This window comes from Paenibacillus sp. FSL H8-0283 (assembly GCF_045040675.1).
GTDB lineage: Bacteria > Bacillota > Bacilli > Paenibacillales > Paenibacillaceae > Paenibacillus > Paenibacillus amylolyticus.
Map to the genome: position 1 here is coordinate 4,874,740 of NZ_CP150295.1, position 16,961 is coordinate 4,891,700.

Consider the following 16,961-nt stretch of genomic DNA (forward strand, 5'->3'; position numbering starts at 1 on the left):
TCAAATCCCGTACTTCTCCATCTGATCGAGGAAAGAACGGGATTTAAGATTCAGACCAAGCTGATGATCCATAAAGGCACGCATCAACTTTTTGATCTCATCACGGGTAGATTCACTCACTGATATATTCCCCAAGCGCTGCAGATCCAACTGTGCGAACAAACGCAACAACTTCAGAGCCTTTGGACTAACTGACATCGCTGGAGGATCAAAGTGTTTGCATGCTCGACACAAGACGCCACCAAGTCTGGGACTTATAAACAACTGCTCATTTGGTCGCTCCTGGTTGCAGGAGATGCACTCATCGAACTGTGGACCATATCCGGATGCCTGTAATATTTTCATTTCGTACAGACTTGTAATTACAACCGGATCTTTCTCTTCCTTCAACGCCTGCAAACACGCCTTTAACTGCTTGAACCAAAATGTACCTGTCTCTTCATCCTGAAGCACCCGATCCAATAGTTCACACGCATAAGAGGCATAAGAGGCCTTGATAAGATCTTCACGCAACTCATGATAGGATTCAACAATTTCTCCAGCGTTCAGTGTGCCTAGACCTGTATTGCGAAAATATACATATTGACCATACGTAAACGGCTGCACCAGTGCAGCATGTCGGCTCTTGGGCTTTTTGGCACCGCGGACGAGTACCCCTACTTTCCCGCCGCTTTCGGTGCAAAGTGTAATGATTTTGTTCCCTTCGCCGTAGTCCATGCTGCGGATGACAATCCCTTCCACCCTGTATAGCATGCCTCGTCACCTAACCATTCCCGAATCAGCCAGTTATCCTTCGGCTTCTTCATCTTCAATCACTTCCCTTGCATTATCCGACTCCTGTCCTAACGAGTTACACGCCTCGGTATATAACAAATAGGACTCCACATCCCCCGTCATCGCAAAAACCTTCCACGAAAAATCTCGCATCGGAATTTCATCCTCTCTTCGGAAATGACGTCTGCATCTACCAAATAGGATGGAGTCTTGCAAGGTAAACTATGTGTTGCAATTACTGGATACAATTCCGACGATCAGTCACGGCCAAAGCCAAGGTCACGCAGAACCCGATCCTGATTTCTCCAATCTTTTTTCACTTTAACCCATAGGTCCATGAAAATTTTGGAGCCAAGCAAATTCTGAATGTCGTGTCGAGCTCGTTTACCCACTTCTTTCAGAAGGGCACCTTGCTTGCCGATAATGATCCCTTTTTGGGAATCCCGTTCCACAAAAATGACGGCTGAGATATAAACGACACCATTATCCTGTACTTTCATATCTTCGATCGTTACAGCAATGGAGTGAGGCACTTCTTCACGAGTCATTTGCAGAATTTTTTCACGAATCAACTCGGCACATACAAACTGCTCCGGATGGTCAGTAACTTGGTCATCAGGATAGTACTGTGGACCTTCTGGCAAATACTTACCGAGCTGTTCCAGCAACGTGCTGACATTGCTGCCAAGCATGGCAGAGACAGGAACGATTTCAGCGAAATCGTGAAGCTTGCGATACGTCTCAATGAGTGGCAGCAGCGCTTCCGGCTCAATTTTGTCAATTTTATTCATGACAAGAATGACAGGTGTACGGATATTTTTCAACTGTTCCGCAATATAACGATCACCACCACCCAAACCCTCTGAAGCGTCAATCAGGAACAGTGCTGCTTCTACTTCTCCGAGCGTATTCAGAGCAGTCTGGTTCATGTAATCGCCAAGTTTGGATTGACGTTTGTGAATACCCGGTGTGTCCAGGAATACGATTTGCTGATGTTCGGATGTATACACACCATGAATTTTATTACGTGTGGTTTGTGGCTTGTCCGACATAATCGCAATTTTCTGTCCGATCACTTGGTTCATCAGTGTCGATTTACCTACGTTTGGACGTCCAATAATGGCTACAAAACCGGATTTAAATGCTTGTTTTTTCATATGTTCCTCCTCAGGCGCCTAGGCCTGGAATATTGGTTTATTTTTTGGCAGAATTCAGATCAGAAGGCCCAAAAGCCCAAGGTAACAGTTCAGCAACGGTGGTCTCTTGCAGATCACCTTTCAAGTTCCCCAAGATGACTTTCATATCAGGTTCACACAGTTCGTACATGACCTGACGACATACGCCACATGGAGCAATCGGACCATCCGTGTCTCCCACAATGGCAATCGCTGTGAAGCTGCGAGGCTTCTGCCCACCTGCAATGGCACTAAACATCGCTGTACGTTCAGCACAGTTACCTGGTGTATACGCAGCATTCTCAATATTACAACCATGATGCACATGACCTTCACTGTCAAGCAAAGCCGCGCCAACACCAAAATGGGAGTAAGGCGTATACGCCTTCGTACGTGCCTTAATTGCTTCTTGCATTAACAAACCGTTATCCATTAATAATCTCTCCCTTAGGGTGCAATATAAAATCAAACTAGTGCATTTACACTGGACACTCCGCTGTCAGAACAACCTTCCGAGCGCTGTTATCCCCAGATTTTTTTGATCCCTTTTAATAAGGGAAAATCCGGGGATAAAGGCGCACACTCCGTTTCTTCAGGTTTTTTCTGACCTCTCCGTTATCGTGTTTGCATCAAGTAAATTTATATTAGTGTGTAGTATTAAAATCAAATCAAAACAAGGTTAAAACAAAATCAGTACAAACCTAGCCAGCTCATCACCGGCTTAATGAAAACGATACAACCGATGATGACGGCGAATACCGCAGCCAGCAGAACTGCCCCGGCCGCGGTATCCTTTGCCGCTTTTGCCAGCGGATGGATATGGGGGTGTGCCAAGTCAACCGCTGCCTCTACAGCCGTGTTCATCAATTCAGTCACCAGGACCAAAAAGACAGCGGTCAGCACAAACATCCAATCCGTTCTTGAGATTCTGAAAAAAAAGCCGGCTACACACATCAAAATAGCCACTCCCGTGTGAACTCTCACATTACGCTGAGTCCGCAACCCATATGCGATTCCTTCCGCAGCATTGCGGAATACCAGACCCCAGGAGCGTCTTTTCATTATCGTGTCAACCCGGCCTGGGCCAATACCGCTTCTTGTTTGCCCATCATTTCAGCCTCACTTGCTTCATCCTGATGGTCGTATCCGAGCAGATGCAAGAAACCATGGACAAACAGAAAACCAAGTTCACGTTCAAATGAGTGTCCATACTCTTCACTTTGCAGGATGGTCCGTGGTACGGAAATGATGATGTCTCCAAGAACATCCGGCATTTCTTCCATTTCTTCATCTTCGTCCAGCTCATAGATAATATCGAGCTCTTCATCCACCGTTTCGTTCATCGCAAAAGACAGTACATCCGTAGGACGATCAATACCGCGATAATCACGGTTCAACTCATGGATCTGCTCATCGTTTACAAAAGTCAGAGCCACTTCCCCGTCTGCAACACCTTCCGCTTCTCCGGCGAGATTCAGCAACTGTTCCAGCATTGCAATCATCGGGTCTGTAATTTCTTTATCCTGTTGTTCATTATTCCATGCCAGATTAAGACTCATTCTTTCATAACTCCTGTCTGCTCATATTAGAGGTTGTTCAAAAAGCCTTACTAGCTTCATCCCATCTTCTCGGTACTGAAAACCAACCTTTTTGAACACGAACTATTATTAAATTAGCCTGCTTCGGGTGAAGTTGGCTTTGGTTTCTTGATCTCCTCCGGATATTCTATCCTGGAGTGGAAGATACCCATCACCGTTTCCTTCAATGTTCTAGCGACGATATCCAGTTCACGCATCGTAAGGTCACAATCATTAAATTGATGATCGTCCAATCGTCCTTTAATAATCTTCTCAATCATGGACTCCACTTGCTCCACTGTCGGTTTGCGCAAAGATCTCACAGCAGCCTCTACACTATCAGCAATGCCAACAATAGCCGATTCCTTGGACTGAGCCTTCGGCCCAGGGTAACGGAAATCTTCTTCCGTGAAATCAGGCTCAACGCCTGCTTCTTCCGCCTGGCGCAGTGCTTTGTGATAGAAATAGTGGAGAAATGTCGTGCCGTGATGCTGTTCAGCAATATCCCGAATAGGTCTGGGCAACTTATAATCCTTCTGCATTTCCACCCCATCGCGCGCATGGGCAACGATAATGGATTTGCTCAGTTTCGGATCAATTGAATCATGTGGATTCTCCATATTGTTCTGATTTTCAATAAAATAGATGGGGCGCTTCGTCTTGCCAATATCATGATAATACGAACCGACTCTGCAGAGCAATCCGTTAGCTCCTATGGCTTCTGCTGCTGCTTCGGACAGATTTCCTACCATAACGCTGTGATGATAGGTACCCGGTGTCTCCGTCAGCAACTTGCGAAGAAGCGGATGGTTCGGATTAGATAGTTCTACCAGTTTGAGCGCTGACAAAATGCCAAATGAAGTTTCAAAAAATGGCATCAGCCCAATAACCAGAATGGCAGTCAGTACGCCACCAGCAAATGCAAACCCAACACCATACAGTGTCGTGGTTCGGTTCCAATCGCCCGAGTCAATCAAAGCCAAGGTGAAGACGGCTATGGACCCGAACAGACAGACCATAATGGCCCCTTTCAGGATCGTTGATCGCTGGCTAGCCTTATGAGTTGCGAAGATCGCAACAAATGAAACCAATACAGCAAAGAAACCTAGTTCGAAGTCAAAAAGTTGACCCTGATGTGTATTCAAAATAATGCTGGACAACATACCGATCAAAATCGAACATACAAAGGCAAGCGAGGTATCCAGTAACAAGGCAATTAACATCGCTCCTACCGCAACAGGTGCAAGGAAGCCAACATAAGACCTCTCATTGGTCTGGATAATCGCCGTCACATGCATAACCACAATCGTAATAATAAAAATGAGAACAAGCATCAACAGCTGGGCATTATTATACTTAAAATGTGTTCCGCTGCCTTGCTGAATATACATCAGAATGGCTGCTGACAACAGGCAGGAAAACATAAGAAGTCCAAGCTGCGGCCAGTAGTTCACTTCATTTTTCAGCAAATCATTCTCACCCAGCAAAGTATACATCTCCGGGGTGATCATCTCACCCTTGGCAACTAATGTGTCCCCTTGCTTGATAAAGACGGTTTGCGTGTTCTCACGCGCCTGTACTTTGGCTTCCTTAGTTCCCTCTTCATCGTAGAAGCGGTTCGCGGTCACCACAAGGCGAGCAAGCTCTTGCACGACCTCACGTTGCGTACGCTTACCAAGAGAGCTGACACTCACCATCTCGGCTACTTTGGCACGAGCAGTGGTTGCATCGCTGATCTGATCCGTCATTAACCGGGCAACAATATCCCTCGCAACCGGCTTCATCTCCTGGATATCATCCGATGTCAGACGTGAGATTTTGATGTAAGTTTCTTCGGGAATACGGTAGCTTTGCTCCTGTACCACATTTCTGATTTCTTCCAAAAGAGTCTCGGAGTATGTACCGGCTTTCCGATTATTATTGATATAGTTGGTCACAAAATCCTTCTGGCGCTGTGGAATTTCATCCCGATAAATATCAATCTTATCCTGACTTGAAATCTGATCATCCTGATTTAATCGATCTACACGATCAAGCAGGGTAGTCATCAAATTTTCGTTTCGCAACTGGACAATCTGAAATATCGGCTGTACCCGTTCAGCAGCTTCTTCCTGTGCTTTGAGTGTGGCCTTGTTATTCGGAATCTGCATGGGCGCAGCAATGTCCACTTCACTCCGTGTCCCTTCCTGAATATCATAGCGCTCAGGGAGCAGTTTGGAAGCCAGACTGACGTAGAAAAGAATCACCAGAAACAAAAACAGAAGATAGCGTGCCCACACGCTATACTTCCATCCTGTAGCCTTATTCTGAAAAGATTTGCCTTTTGACGGTTCCTTCGAGGTCACTTTAGACAATCCCTTTCTATGCTTGATTTTCTGCGGCGTGGTTGTAAGCCACGATAATTTTCTGGACAAGGGAATGCCGTACAACATCTTGCTCGGCAAAATAGACAAATCCAATCTCGTTAACTTCATTCAAGATCGTATTCGCTTCCACAAGCCCGGATTTCTTACCACGCGGTAAATCAATCTGTGTCACGTCTCCGGTGATGACCATTTTGGAGCCAAAACCAAGACGGGTTAGAAACATCTTCATCTGTTCCGGCGTTGTGTTCTGTGCTTCATCCAGAATGATGAAGGAGTCATCCAGCGTACGCCCCCGCATGTAGGCGAGTGGCGCGATTTCGATTAACCCTCGCTCCAGTGCCTTCGCGGTCTGTTCCTGTCCCATAACGTCATACAGGGCATCGTACAGCGGTCTCAGATAAGGGTCTACCTTCTCTTGAAGATCACCTGGCAAAAATCCAAGACTCTCTCCCGCTTCAACAGCAGGCCGTGTGAGTACAATGCGTTTGACGCTGCCTTCTTTAATTGCGGCAACAGCCAGTACAACAGCAAGGTAGGTTTTACCCGTACCAGCAGGACCAATGCCAAATACAATATCACGTTTTTTAATTGTAGTTACATAGTGCTTCTGTCCAATGGTTTTAACACGGATTGGTTTACCTCGGTATGTCGTTGTAATCTCGCCCTTGAACAGATCCAATAGCTGGTCTGCCCGCATATCCTTGGCAAGTTCAATCGCATACTTCACATCTCTCTCGGTTAACACATATCCATTGCGTATCAATTGCAGTAACACATCAAATAATTGTTCAAGCGATTCCACCTGCTGTGCGTTGCCAAAAATCACAATCTCCGCTTCACGGGATGCAATCTGGGCGGGAATCTCGGATTCAATCAGTTTAAGAAAAGTATCTTGGGGTCCAAAAAGAGATTGGCCCTCTCCCGCACTCTGGAGGGAGATTTGTATGCTGCGTGTTTGCTCTGACAAATATCCTCATTCTCCTTGACTATGGACTAGCGGAAGTTCTTCCGCAATGCTTTCTTCTACTTCAAATAAGACTTTCATATAAACTTTACCATTCTCTTTCTTCTCATGCAAAATTTTTTCACTTATAATTTTTGTTCCTTTGCCGTTTTTGGCGATAATATCGTTCCTTGCTCCTTCCAATCCTTTCGTTCTGGCCCATTCTATCGTCTGTTGTTGCTCATGCTCTCGGGTCTCCAGATCTTTCTCTGTCAGCCAACCCATGGGAAGTGTAAAGGATCGCCACGTTAATGGTTTATGATTACTCTCGGTATCAAATGAACTGAAAGGTGTACTTCCGTACCCCCACAGTTGAATCGCCCAATTCCCCAGCACCATGTAAAAACGTTCTTTGCTCTCACCTGTCATTGTATTATGTTTTTGCACCAGCGGAACCTCTACCTGATACTCACGCCATACCAGACCACGAACTTCGCCTTTGGCAACGATGGTTTTGGTGTTCTCCTCATCTCCGAGAATCCCCGAGATCAATACCTGACCCTTTTTGACACGCATGTCCTTCTGAACAACAGGGCGTCCCTGCTCCGCATAGATTTGAGTGACTACAGCATCTGACTTACTGATCAGATGTCTGGGGTTCAGTAATGGTTCGCGCTTTGGTTGGGCAGATTCTACGACCTGAATGGTAATGGTTGTCCCCTCTTTGCTCACGCCAATCCAGGTTACATCCGGCAGAGCGAGTGCAAGCTGCCTGGAGAGCTTGTCTTGGCTTTGCAGACGGAACCCCCATTGCAAAGGATATATGCCCTCTTTCTTCGCTGCTGCAAGCACCTCGTCGGTGGGAATGGTGACGTTACCCTTGACCTCCACACTCCATACCATGGACGACAACGCAAACAAAGCTGCCACAAAAAACAGCATACCCCCAAGAAAGAACTTCCTCCGCAATAAACGGGCCGCAAAAAAGGGGAAACCGCTGCGATGGGTTACTTTCACCCTGCAGCCTGTCCGTTTCAACACAGGACGCAACCTGAAAAAATGCGGCAGCAGAATGTTCATCTCTGCCACGCGTCCATCGTGAGCACGCAGGTTCCAAACTTCCAGTCCCTGCTCTGCCACCGTGTTGATTAATGTTTCAATGTCTCCCCCAGTGACCGTGATTCGGACTGCTCCCCGCAGTTTATACAGACTGGGCTGCTTCATCCGTTCCCCTCCACTCCATTCATATGAATATCCAGAATCGTTCCTTCAACAGCTACTTCATCCGGCAAAATATTACGTATCACCAAGGCAGTTCCTTTGATCTCTAACTGGCCTTGGGAAAGAGCCAACACGATACGATCCGGCGTGAAATGGATGACACCGCGATGATTCTCTATATACAGTTGCTTACTGCCGATCAGGGTTAACCGTGGCATATCATAAAGCACATCCTGCGGCAGATCCAACACTTCACTGGTCCATCTGCGCAGCTTGCGGCTGATCCGGGTCATTCGAAGGTCTTCCCCCTTCCTCTACAGTTCAACTTATGCGCAGATTCATGAATTTATGAAAATTCCGGGGCGTGTTAGGGACGAATGTTGAGAAAAAAGGGTCGGACACAGAAAAAGCCGTCTCCGGCGGCTTCATGCTCACCAGAGACGGCTTTATTTCCGTCCAGCAACTTAACTTATTTACAGTTTCCCTCTTGTACCAAACGGCTGTTTGGAACGAGGAGAACCCAGTACTTCTGCCCACAGGACACCTGTGCGAATGTCTGCCGGACGAAGCGGAGACGCTCCCGATCCATCGCTGCTGGTCTCATCCCAACTGGAATCAGACACAACTGGCCGATTCGCAGAAGAGATGCGATTCAAGCGTTCTTCGATCAAACGTTGCTGTTCTTCCATGCCTCTCATCTGTTCCTCAAGTGAATTTGCCATGGCACTCATCGTGCCCTCACTTCTGTAGTCAGTTGCGGGGCGAGAAGATGCAGCAGGCTCCGAATACGGCTCATCATACTGATTCTCATATTGCACGTCATCATACCGATCGTCATACTGTTCATCATAGCGGGGGTCTGTAGGTCCGGAAGACTGCTGCGGAGATGAATTGTCTCTTGAACGTTCATCCCGGCCTGAATCACCACTGCCTCCAAATGTAGGCATCCCGTTGGCAGGACGCTTTTTGTTCGGATCAGCCGATTTGGCAGCTTTCCCCAAGAAGGAGAAGAGTGCAAAACCGATGACGGCCACAATATACAGATTATCAAAAATCCATTCAAATAGGCCCATATGCACTCACCGCCTATCTTCCGTTTTTGGAATCACCCTGATCGTTGGAATTCGAACCTTCACCAGGTTTTCCCAATGTATTACGCATTTGAGTATCCGCTTCAATGTTCTTCAGGTTCATATAATCCATCACACCGATTTTACCGTTACGAAGTGCCTCAGCCATTGCCAAAGGTACTTGGGATTCGGATTCAACAACGCGTGCTCTCATTTCCACTACGCGTGCTTTCATCTCTTGCTCTTGGGCTACGGCCATTGCGCGACGCTCTTCCGCTTTTGCCTGAGCGATACGTTTGTCAGCTTCTGCTTGCTCTGTTTGCAAGAAGGCACCAATGTTCTTACCTACATCAACGTCAGCAATATCAATGGACAGGATTTCAAAAGCAGTACCTGCATCCAAACCTTTGGACAATACGGTACGGGAGATCAGATCCGGATTTTCCAGGACGTCTTTGTGAGAATTGGAGGAACCGTTTGTACTTACGATACCTTCACCAACACGGGCGATGATCGTTTCTTCACCAGCACCACCGACGAGACGGTCAATATTGGCACGAACCGTAACCCGTGCTCTAACTTTAACTTCAATACCATCTTTGGCAACCGCAGAGACAATCGGTGTTTCGATAACTCGTGGGTTAACACTCATCTGTACGGCTTGTAATACGTCACGACCTGCGAGGTCAATCGCAGCAGCACGTTCAAATTCGAGTGGAATGTTGGCACGTTGTGCAGCAATCAGAGCGTTCACAACACGGTCAACGTTACCACCGGCCAAGAAGTGACTTTCCAGTTGGTTCATTGAAAGTTTAAGACCAGCTTTAGTTGCTTTAATCATTGGATTAACGATACGGCTAGGCGTTACACGTCTCAGTCTCATCGCTACCAGTGTAATAATACTTACGCGTACGCCGGATGCAATCGCTGAAACCCAGAGCATAACCGGGAAAAAGCTGAAGAATACGCTCAATACGATAATACCTACTACCGCAATGAGCAAAATCGTAATCATAGATGTGTCCATTGTTTAATTTCCTCCATTTGCAATTTGAATTTGATAAAAATGTTTGAGAAGACACTCATGAGTCCGCTGCTAAATGAAAGATACACCACCTCGCTGGCAGCTTCAGCATGTGGTTATGTACATTGCCGAAGCGTTAATCCGCTTCGACAACAGAGCGAGTTACACCGGCAAAGCTTGCTGAACCACAATCCGGGTACCTTCCGCTTTAATCACAATAATCGGAGTATCGATGGGAATAAAATCTCCGTCGGTCACAACGTCAATTCGTTCCCCTTCAAACATCGCTGTTCCGGAAGGACGAAGCGGTGTCAGACTGATTCCTTGCAGACCAACCAGCTCTTTACGTTCTGTGGCTGATGAATAACCCCGATCCGCAGACATGCTGTCACTCAGTATGAACCGATTCCATATCCCTCGATCCTTAAAGATAATTGAGATGATCGCAATGACTACCAGTGCTGCTCCAAAAGCAATACCCAGAGATACAAATGCATCACTCGTATCATAAGCAGCCCTTACAACACCGGCCACAAGCGCAATTGATCCCAAAATCCCCAGAATACCAAAGCTCGGAATAAACATCTCCAGAATCATCATGATGAGTCCGACGGTAAATAGCACCCATGTCTCTGCTCCGGCAAATCCCGCAATGTAATTACCCGAGAAATACAACACGAAACACACGATACCTACAATACCAGGAACTCCAAAACCAGGAACAATCAATTCAATGATCACACCCGCGATTCCGAGGAACAATAACACAGTCATCACAACCGGATTGGTAAGAAAAGAGGAGATATTCTCCGCTGTCGTTCTTTCTACCTTAAATACGTCATCCTGACTGTAACCGAGCCAAGCTGCCGCTTCTTCCGGTGTGTTGCTGATGTGGTCGGCATAACCAACTTTCAGCGCTTCTTCAGCCGAGAGAGCAATAATTTCACCTTTTTGCTTGGTTTTATTGATCTCTGGCATTTCAACAACGATGTTAACATCCGTCATTCCAGCTGCAATCTTGCCATCACGACCACTGATTTCAGCCGCTCCCTGCATTTTGCTTTTCCAGAATGCAACAAGCTTTGGATCATCAACATGTTTACCCGTACTGTCCACCATTGCTGCCGCACCAATCATACTGCCTGGTGACATTACGATCTTATCTGCATTCAGAGCCAGAAAACTCCCTGCTGAAGCAGCATCTCCACGGACAAATGCAACAGTCTCGATTGGACTGTCCTTAATTAGGGTACCCAATGCTTCTGCAGTGTCGACACGGCCTCCCGGCGTATTGATATCAAGAACGATCAGACCAGCATTCATCTCTTCTGCTTGCTTGAACCCACGTTCCATGAATTTGCCAAGCCCCTGCTCGATTGGTTTATCAACCGGAATAATATATACGGCGCCACTCTTCTCAGCTGCATGCGCTGACGGTGATCCAATCCAGACAGGAAGCAACAGCGTCAGCAGCATTAAGAGCATCAATGGCCCCGTAAGCTTCTTCCGGCGCTTTCCCTTCACAATAGTCCCCCCTTTTCCATTAATGTTATACTGTCCAGCTTATGGTATTTATTACGTGCAATGCAACATTTCGTTTCAAAATCTTAAAATTATATTTGAAAACTCAATCAATTGCAAGAATAAAAATCCATAATAATATATATTAACCATTAAAAAGAAATTTCGTCATCCCAAGGACATCATGCCTTCTGATAAATGGAAAAAACACCTCCTGACAAGTCAGAAGGTGTTTATTGATTTGCTTTATTGCAGAAATTGTTGAACTGCTTGATTTACCAGTTTGCCGTCCGCTTTGCCTTTAACTTTCGGCATAAGGGCCGCCATGACTTTCCCCATCTCGGCTTTCGAAGAAGCACCGGTTTCCTGGATGGTCTGCTGTACAATAACTTTAATTTCTTCTTCGGTAAGCTGTGTGGGAAGGTACTGGATGAGTACTTCAATTTCCGCTTTTGCATTTGCCGCGAGATCTTCACGGCCCGCTTTGTCAAATTCTTGGAGGGCATCTTTGCGCTGTTTGATTTCACGACTCAGGATATCAAGCACTTCGTTGTCATCCAAATCTCTTTTCAAATCTATTTCAAGATTCTTGATCGTCGAACGAATCAACCGAATGTTGGAGAGTCTGAACTTGTCCTTACTCTTCATCGCTTGCTTCATATCTTCGTTCAATCGTTCGCTAAGATTCATGTAATTAAAATCCTCCTAAAACTTTCTCTTACGAGCAGCCTCGGACTTTTTCTTGCGCTTTACGCTTGGCTTCTCATAATGCTTACGTTTCTTCACCTCAGCCAATACGCCATCTTTAGCGATGGAGCGTTTAAAACGACGAAGTGCAGCATCAATAGTCTCGTTTTTGCGAACTTTAGTTTCAGACACCAGTTTTCCCTCCCTCCGACCAGACCGTCCAAGAGCAATAACACGGTTCATCATCTTACATTATAGGCGAAAGATAATAAAGGTGTCAACCTCAATGTAATGATCACTTATTTGAATCCATTTTATAACTCAAAGGCATTATGAAATGGATTCATTATATAAGCATTTGGTCACACATTCGTGGATTTAATGCATATGACTAAATCCTCAATATTAGTACCCATTAGCTCGTTTATTTGTGAGAATCGGACAGACTTGTCAACACGCCAAGTCTGGTACCACCCAACAAATGGTAATGCAGATGATGAACGGTTTGTTCTCCATCCTTACCACAATTGTTGATTAATCGATATCCTGTTTCCTCCACGCCAAGACGCTTCGCCGCTTCTTGAGCAGCCAGATGAATCTCGCCGATCAATGGCAGATCTTCTGCAGTAACTTCATTCATGGAAGCAATATGTTTCTTCGGAATGACAAGAACATGTGTCGGTGCAGCGGGCTGGATGTCATGAAAAACGATAACATGGTCATTCTCCAGTACTTTATTGGAGGGAATGCTGCCCTCTACAATTTTGCAAAATAAGCAATCCATAGTTCATACCCTCCTTTGTATTCCAGTGTATGTATTCCCCTCTATCATACTAAAAGTAAAAACCCACGTCCAATCTTTAGACACACAACCAGGTATTCTAGGTCAACTCTCCATCTATCATCGAGCCGAACACTATACAACATTGGATGTATACCAAGCTCTTTTATCGAAATATGGTTTTATCAAGCACTTTTCCCAATTAAACAAATATGTATGGTTAATGACAGACAAAAGGAGATTGGTTAATTTGACCGTTTATCAACATGTGCAGGAACTTATAGGTAATACACCTCTGCTTGAATTAACTCGTTATCCATTACCGGAAGGAATCCGCCTGTTCGCCAAACTGGAATTCATGAATCCCGGAGGAAGTGTGAAAGACCGGATCGGCAAGTTTTTATTGGAGAAGGCCTTGGCACGAGGAGATGTTAAACCAGGTGGAACGGTGATCGAAGCTACTGCAGGCAACACAGGAATTGGTCTTGCAATGGCGGCTGTAGGCCTGAATTTAAAGGTCATTTTCACGGTACCTCAGAAGTTCAGTGTTGAGAAGCAGCAGTTGATGAAAGCCCTTGGTGCTACGGTCGTCAACACACCCACATCCGAAGGAATCACTGGTGCCATACGCAAGGCGGAATCGCTGGCGAAAGAAATACCGGGTTCGTATATTCCAGGTCAGTTCTCCAATGCAGATAACCCACTCGCACATTATGAACATCTGGGTCCTGAGATTTGGCGTGATCTGAACGGGCAGGTGGATGTATATGTCGCCGGAGCCGGGTCTGGCGGAACTTTCATGGGAGTATCTCGCTATTTGAAGGAGCAAAAACCGTTAATTAAAACATGTATCGTAGAACCCGAAGGTTCGATACTCGCAGGAGGTCCATCGGGACCACATCGTACAGAAGGAATAGGGGTCGAAACGTTATCTTCTTTTATGGATGTGAATTACTTTGATGCCATTCATACGATCTCAGATGAAGATGCCTTTGAGCGGGTAAAGGATCTGGCCTTGTTGGAAGGCTTACTGGTAGGAAGTTCCTCAGGTGCAGCTATGCAAGCCGCATTAAACGAAGCTGTTCACGCAGCTCCCGGAAGTAACATCGTTGTTATTTTCCCGGATAGCAGCGAACGGTATTTAAGCCAAAATATCTATAATGGAGGACAATGAAATGAGACCAAAAACCAAGCTGATTCATGCAGGTATTGTTGGTGATCCACACACTGGAGCAGTGAGTGTACCGATCTATCAAGTAAGCACGTATGAGCAAGAATCGGTTGGCGTACACAAAGGATACGAGTATTCACGAACAGGCAACCCTACCCGTCATGCGTTGGAAGAAGTCATTAAAGAGCTGGAGGATGGCGTTCGAGGTTTTGCTTTTAGTTCGGGCATGGCTGCGATTCACGCTGTACTATCTCTGTTGAAAACTGGAGATCACGTCATTCTGACGGATGATGTATACGGCGGGACTTACCGCATTTTCAACAAGGTGCTGAGTCGTCTGGGGATCGAGTCTACCTTTGTAGATACTACCTCACCACAAGCACTGGAAAAGGCTTTGCAATCCAATACAAAGGCCATTTATGTAGAAACACCTACCAATCCGTTACTCAAGGTCACCGATATTACTGCTGTAGCGAAATGGTCAAAACAACATGAGTTGATGTTCATCGTGGATAACACGTTTAGTACGCCTTATTGGCAAACCCCGCTGGCTCTGGGAGCGGATATTGTACTACATTCTGCAACGAAATACATCGGCGGTCATAGCGATGTCGTGGCAGGACTTGCGGTTGTCAACAGCGAGCAACTTGGTGAAGATCTGCATTTTATTCAAAATGCAATTGGCGCAGTCCTGGGCCCTATGGATTCCTGGCTATTAATGCGAGGTCTTAAAACATTGGGATTACGGATGGAAGCGCAAGAACGCAATACAGAGCAGCTTGTGACATTTTTGAATCAACATCCAGCAGTAAGCAAAGTCTATTATCCCGGGTTGCCCGACCATCCACAGCATAAGCTTGCTTCCACGCAAGCGAGAGGTTATGGCGGTATGGTTTCCTTTGATGTAGGCAGTGCTGAAAAAGTAGATGACGTGTTAAGCAAAGTCCGTTATTTCACATTGGCTGAAAGTCTGGGCGCGGTGGAAAGTTTAATTTCTGTCCCTGCCCGAATGACGCATGCCTCCATTCCTTATGAACGTCGGCAAGAATTGGGGATCACGGATGGTTTGATTCGTATCTCCGTTGGGATCGAGGATGTTGAGGATTTACTTGAGGATTTGAAATCTGCATTAAGTTGAGGGCATTTTGAAGTCCATGCTGGCCGATACTCGCGAATGGGTAGTCGACGATTTTCTAAGGAACACAGGAAGTCTTATTTGGCGTTCAGGCTCTCATTTGAAATTATAAGGATCAGCAGGCACGTTATTTCCCAAAACACCCTCAAAAAAATGCTAAAAACGGCTGTTTATCCGGTTATAACGTGTATCAGATTCCTTAAAATTCTGAGGGCGCTTCAAAGCCTTGAATAAGATGCCTCAGATTCGTCAGCGCTCACATCATGCTCCGCTCCTCCAACCGCGGGTAAGAGAACAGCATCGATTCCACACGAAGCGAAGCTTTTTATGGAATAGAGAATTAAAGCTATGCGGTGTCTTGATCGTTAGCTTGCACATAGGCACGTTCTCGCAAATTCAGAGGATGCGGTACGCCTCTGCTGCGGACACGTTCAGGTCAGGTTCTGCTTTCAGCAAGTTTGAATATACGTTATGTGCCATCCGTTCATCATCGACCTTACACTAATTAGGTTCAAAAAAAGGTCATACCTTACAGAAGTTCGCTTCTGCACAGGCATGACCTTTTTAGATATTCGGTATGTTGCCAGTTGTATTGCAAAGACTGTTGCGATACATCAGGCTGAGACTCTGTATGTGATAAGACCTCTCTAATTCATGCTGTACGGTACCATGAATGAAACATCCATCCTCAGCTAGTTATTTTCGAGGATTTTCATAGGATGCCCATAGGGTACATAAGAATGTGTCACTTGCAGTTATGACTGTTTTTTCTAATTTCAATAATACGGTAAAAGGGTTAACGCTGTAAGCGCAAATAACGGGAGCACCAGTCGGTTAAAACGTCTACGGCCATAACCATAATACGGATAAGGCGTAGGGTAGCCGTAACCTGGATAAAATCCGCGAGTATGACCTATCGGATAGTTTGCTCCAGGCATTGCATTTGGAGCCCAGTTCGCATGATTCGCCATGGCTTCTGGTCCAACGGGAACAGCCAGGTAGATCATTTCATCATCCACATTTTCCATAATACCATCGTAGTGCATACCGTCATTCATCTGTACACATACATAACGGTGCATGTGTTCCTTACATATTTTCTTCGCTTCCACTTTTTCCACTTGCCAACGCCTCCCTGATTCTGCTCTTGATCACCTTTTCATGGTATTCAGAACTGGGCGAATTGACACTACTGACGAAAAAACACAAAAAAGAAGCACCCCGTGAGCGGCTTCCTTGGAAGGCTGCTGCGCGGACATCTATTCAGGAAACGTCCTGATCAGATGTCCGCCGGGGTACTTAAATAAAGTTTGTCGGCTTAACTGTAGTATAACAGCGGGATGAACCTGTATCTGTGATGTAACTCACTCCGCTAAGTTATAAAAGCAAGAAAAGAAATATTTTCACAAAAATAATATTACGTAATAGTGCGTGTTTAATAGGCACCATTCGTAATCAAAAGCGGACTTTTTGAACAACCTCTAATATTCATTTTGCTTGGACTATTAGAGGCACT

Annotated in this window: 19 protein-coding genes; 2 read left to right on the forward strand and 17 right to left on the reverse strand. The window is 45.8% G+C overall.

The window, feature by feature from the left end; all coding sequences use genetic code 11:
• The 16 genes from recO to MHI52_RS21735 form a co-directional block, all read right to left on the reverse strand.
• Window positions 1-753, reverse strand: coding sequence for a DNA repair protein RecO (gene recO, locus MHI52_RS21660; protein ID WP_405157608.1), 753 nt, complete (start codon window positions 751-753; stop codon window positions 1-3).
• Window positions 754-786: 33 nt separating this feature from the next.
• Entirely contained in the window at window positions 787-927 is a 141-nt protein-coding gene (locus tag MHI52_RS21665; RefSeq protein ID WP_074095877.1) for a YqzL family protein, read from the reverse strand.
• A 104-nt stretch (window positions 928-1,031) separates the two neighbouring features.
• A complete protein-coding gene (gene era, locus MHI52_RS21670) occupies window positions 1,032-1,931 on the reverse strand; it encodes a GTPase Era (RefSeq protein WP_047843779.1) in 900 nt (299 codons plus the stop codon).
• A 37-nt stretch (window positions 1,932-1,968) separates the two neighbouring features.
• Window positions 1,969-2,382, reverse strand: a complete 414-nt coding sequence (locus tag MHI52_RS21675) for a cytidine deaminase (RefSeq protein WP_036615035.1) — start codon at window positions 2,380-2,382, stop codon at window positions 1,969-1,971.
• A gap of 257 nt (window positions 2,383-2,639) precedes the next feature.
• Window positions 2,640-3,011 carry a diacylglycerol kinase family protein gene (locus MHI52_RS21680; RefSeq protein ID WP_017687246.1) on the reverse strand — a complete coding sequence of 124 codons (372 nt, stop codon included), beginning with the start codon at window positions 3,009-3,011 and terminating at the stop codon, window positions 2,640-2,642.
• Entirely contained in the window at window positions 3,011-3,508 is a 498-nt protein-coding gene (ybeY, locus tag MHI52_RS21685) for an rRNA maturation RNase YbeY (RefSeq protein ID WP_036615036.1), read from the reverse strand. Before ybeY ends, MHI52_RS21680 begins: the two co-directional genes overlap by 1 nt.
• 113 nt (window positions 3,509-3,621) lie before the next feature.
• Entirely contained in the window at window positions 3,622-5,871 is a 2,250-nt protein-coding gene (locus MHI52_RS21690; RefSeq protein ID WP_036615038.1) for an HD family phosphohydrolase, read from the reverse strand.
• Window positions 5,872-5,887: 16 nt separating this feature from the next.
• Window positions 5,888-6,859 (reverse strand): PhoH family protein, encoded by a 972-nt coding sequence (locus MHI52_RS21695; protein ID WP_017687243.1) that lies wholly within the window; start codon window positions 6,857-6,859, stop codon window positions 5,888-5,890.
• Window positions 6,860-6,865: 6 nt separating this feature from the next.
• Window positions 6,866-8,059 carry a sporulation protein YqfD gene (gene yqfD, locus MHI52_RS21700; protein ID WP_282320716.1) on the reverse strand — a complete coding sequence of 398 codons (1,194 nt, stop codon included), beginning with the start codon at window positions 8,057-8,059 and terminating at the stop codon, window positions 6,866-6,868.
• The gene (yqfC, locus tag MHI52_RS21705; RefSeq protein ID WP_017687241.1) at window positions 8,056-8,349 is read right to left on the reverse strand and encodes a sporulation protein YqfC; all 294 of its coding nucleotides are present in this window, start codon (window positions 8,347-8,349) and stop codon (window positions 8,056-8,058) included. Before yqfC ends, yqfD begins: the two co-directional genes overlap by 4 nt.
• 180 nt (window positions 8,350-8,529) lie before the next feature.
• Window positions 8,530-9,129, reverse strand: a complete 600-nt coding sequence (locus MHI52_RS21710; RefSeq protein WP_076318858.1) for a hypothetical protein — start codon at window positions 9,127-9,129, stop codon at window positions 8,530-8,532.
• Window positions 9,130-9,142: 13 nt separating this feature from the next.
• Window positions 9,143-10,153, reverse strand: a complete 1,011-nt coding sequence (gene floA / locus MHI52_RS21715) for a flotillin-like protein FloA (protein WP_036615045.1) — start codon at window positions 10,151-10,153, stop codon at window positions 9,143-9,145.
• A 159-nt stretch (window positions 10,154-10,312) separates the two neighbouring features.
• The gene (locus tag MHI52_RS21720; protein WP_051450046.1) at window positions 10,313-11,635 is read right to left on the reverse strand and encodes a nodulation protein NfeD; all 1,323 of its coding nucleotides are present in this window, start codon (window positions 11,633-11,635) and stop codon (window positions 10,313-10,315) included.
• 282 nt (window positions 11,636-11,917) lie between these two features.
• Window positions 11,918-12,361 (reverse strand): GatB/YqeY domain-containing protein, encoded by a 444-nt coding sequence (locus MHI52_RS21725; RefSeq protein WP_017687237.1) that lies wholly within the window; start codon window positions 12,359-12,361, stop codon window positions 11,918-11,920.
• 15 nt (window positions 12,362-12,376) lie between these two features.
• The gene (gene rpsU / locus MHI52_RS21730; RefSeq protein WP_005547957.1) at window positions 12,377-12,550 is read right to left on the reverse strand and encodes a 30S ribosomal protein S21; all 174 of its coding nucleotides are present in this window, start codon (window positions 12,548-12,550) and stop codon (window positions 12,377-12,379) included.
• 232 nt (window positions 12,551-12,782) lie between these two features.
• On the reverse strand, window positions 12,783-13,142 hold the full coding sequence (locus MHI52_RS21735; protein WP_024628477.1) for a histidine triad nucleotide-binding protein: 360 nt from the start codon (window positions 13,140-13,142) through the stop codon (window positions 12,783-12,785).
• Window positions 13,143-13,362: 220 nt separating this feature from the next.
• Between MHI52_RS21735 and MHI52_RS21740 the strand changes: the two genes are divergently transcribed.
• Window positions 13,363-14,313, forward strand: a complete 951-nt coding sequence (locus tag MHI52_RS21740) for a PLP-dependent cysteine synthase family protein (protein ID WP_405157609.1) — start codon at window positions 13,363-13,365, stop codon at window positions 14,311-14,313.
• A 1-nt stretch (window position 14,314) separates the two neighbouring features.
• Window positions 14,315-15,448 carry a bifunctional cystathionine gamma-lyase/homocysteine desulfhydrase gene (locus tag MHI52_RS21745; RefSeq protein WP_339283525.1) on the forward strand — a complete coding sequence of 378 codons (1,134 nt, stop codon included), beginning with the start codon at window positions 14,315-14,317 and terminating at the stop codon, window positions 15,446-15,448.
• Between the two features lie 773 nt (window positions 15,449-16,221).
• Here MHI52_RS21745 and MHI52_RS21750 read toward each other — a convergent pair.
• The gene (locus tag MHI52_RS21750) at window positions 16,222-16,566 is read right to left on the reverse strand and encodes a hypothetical protein (protein ID WP_405157610.1); all 345 of its coding nucleotides are present in this window, start codon (window positions 16,564-16,566) and stop codon (window positions 16,222-16,224) included.
• Window positions 16,567-16,961 lie beyond the last annotated feature (395 nt).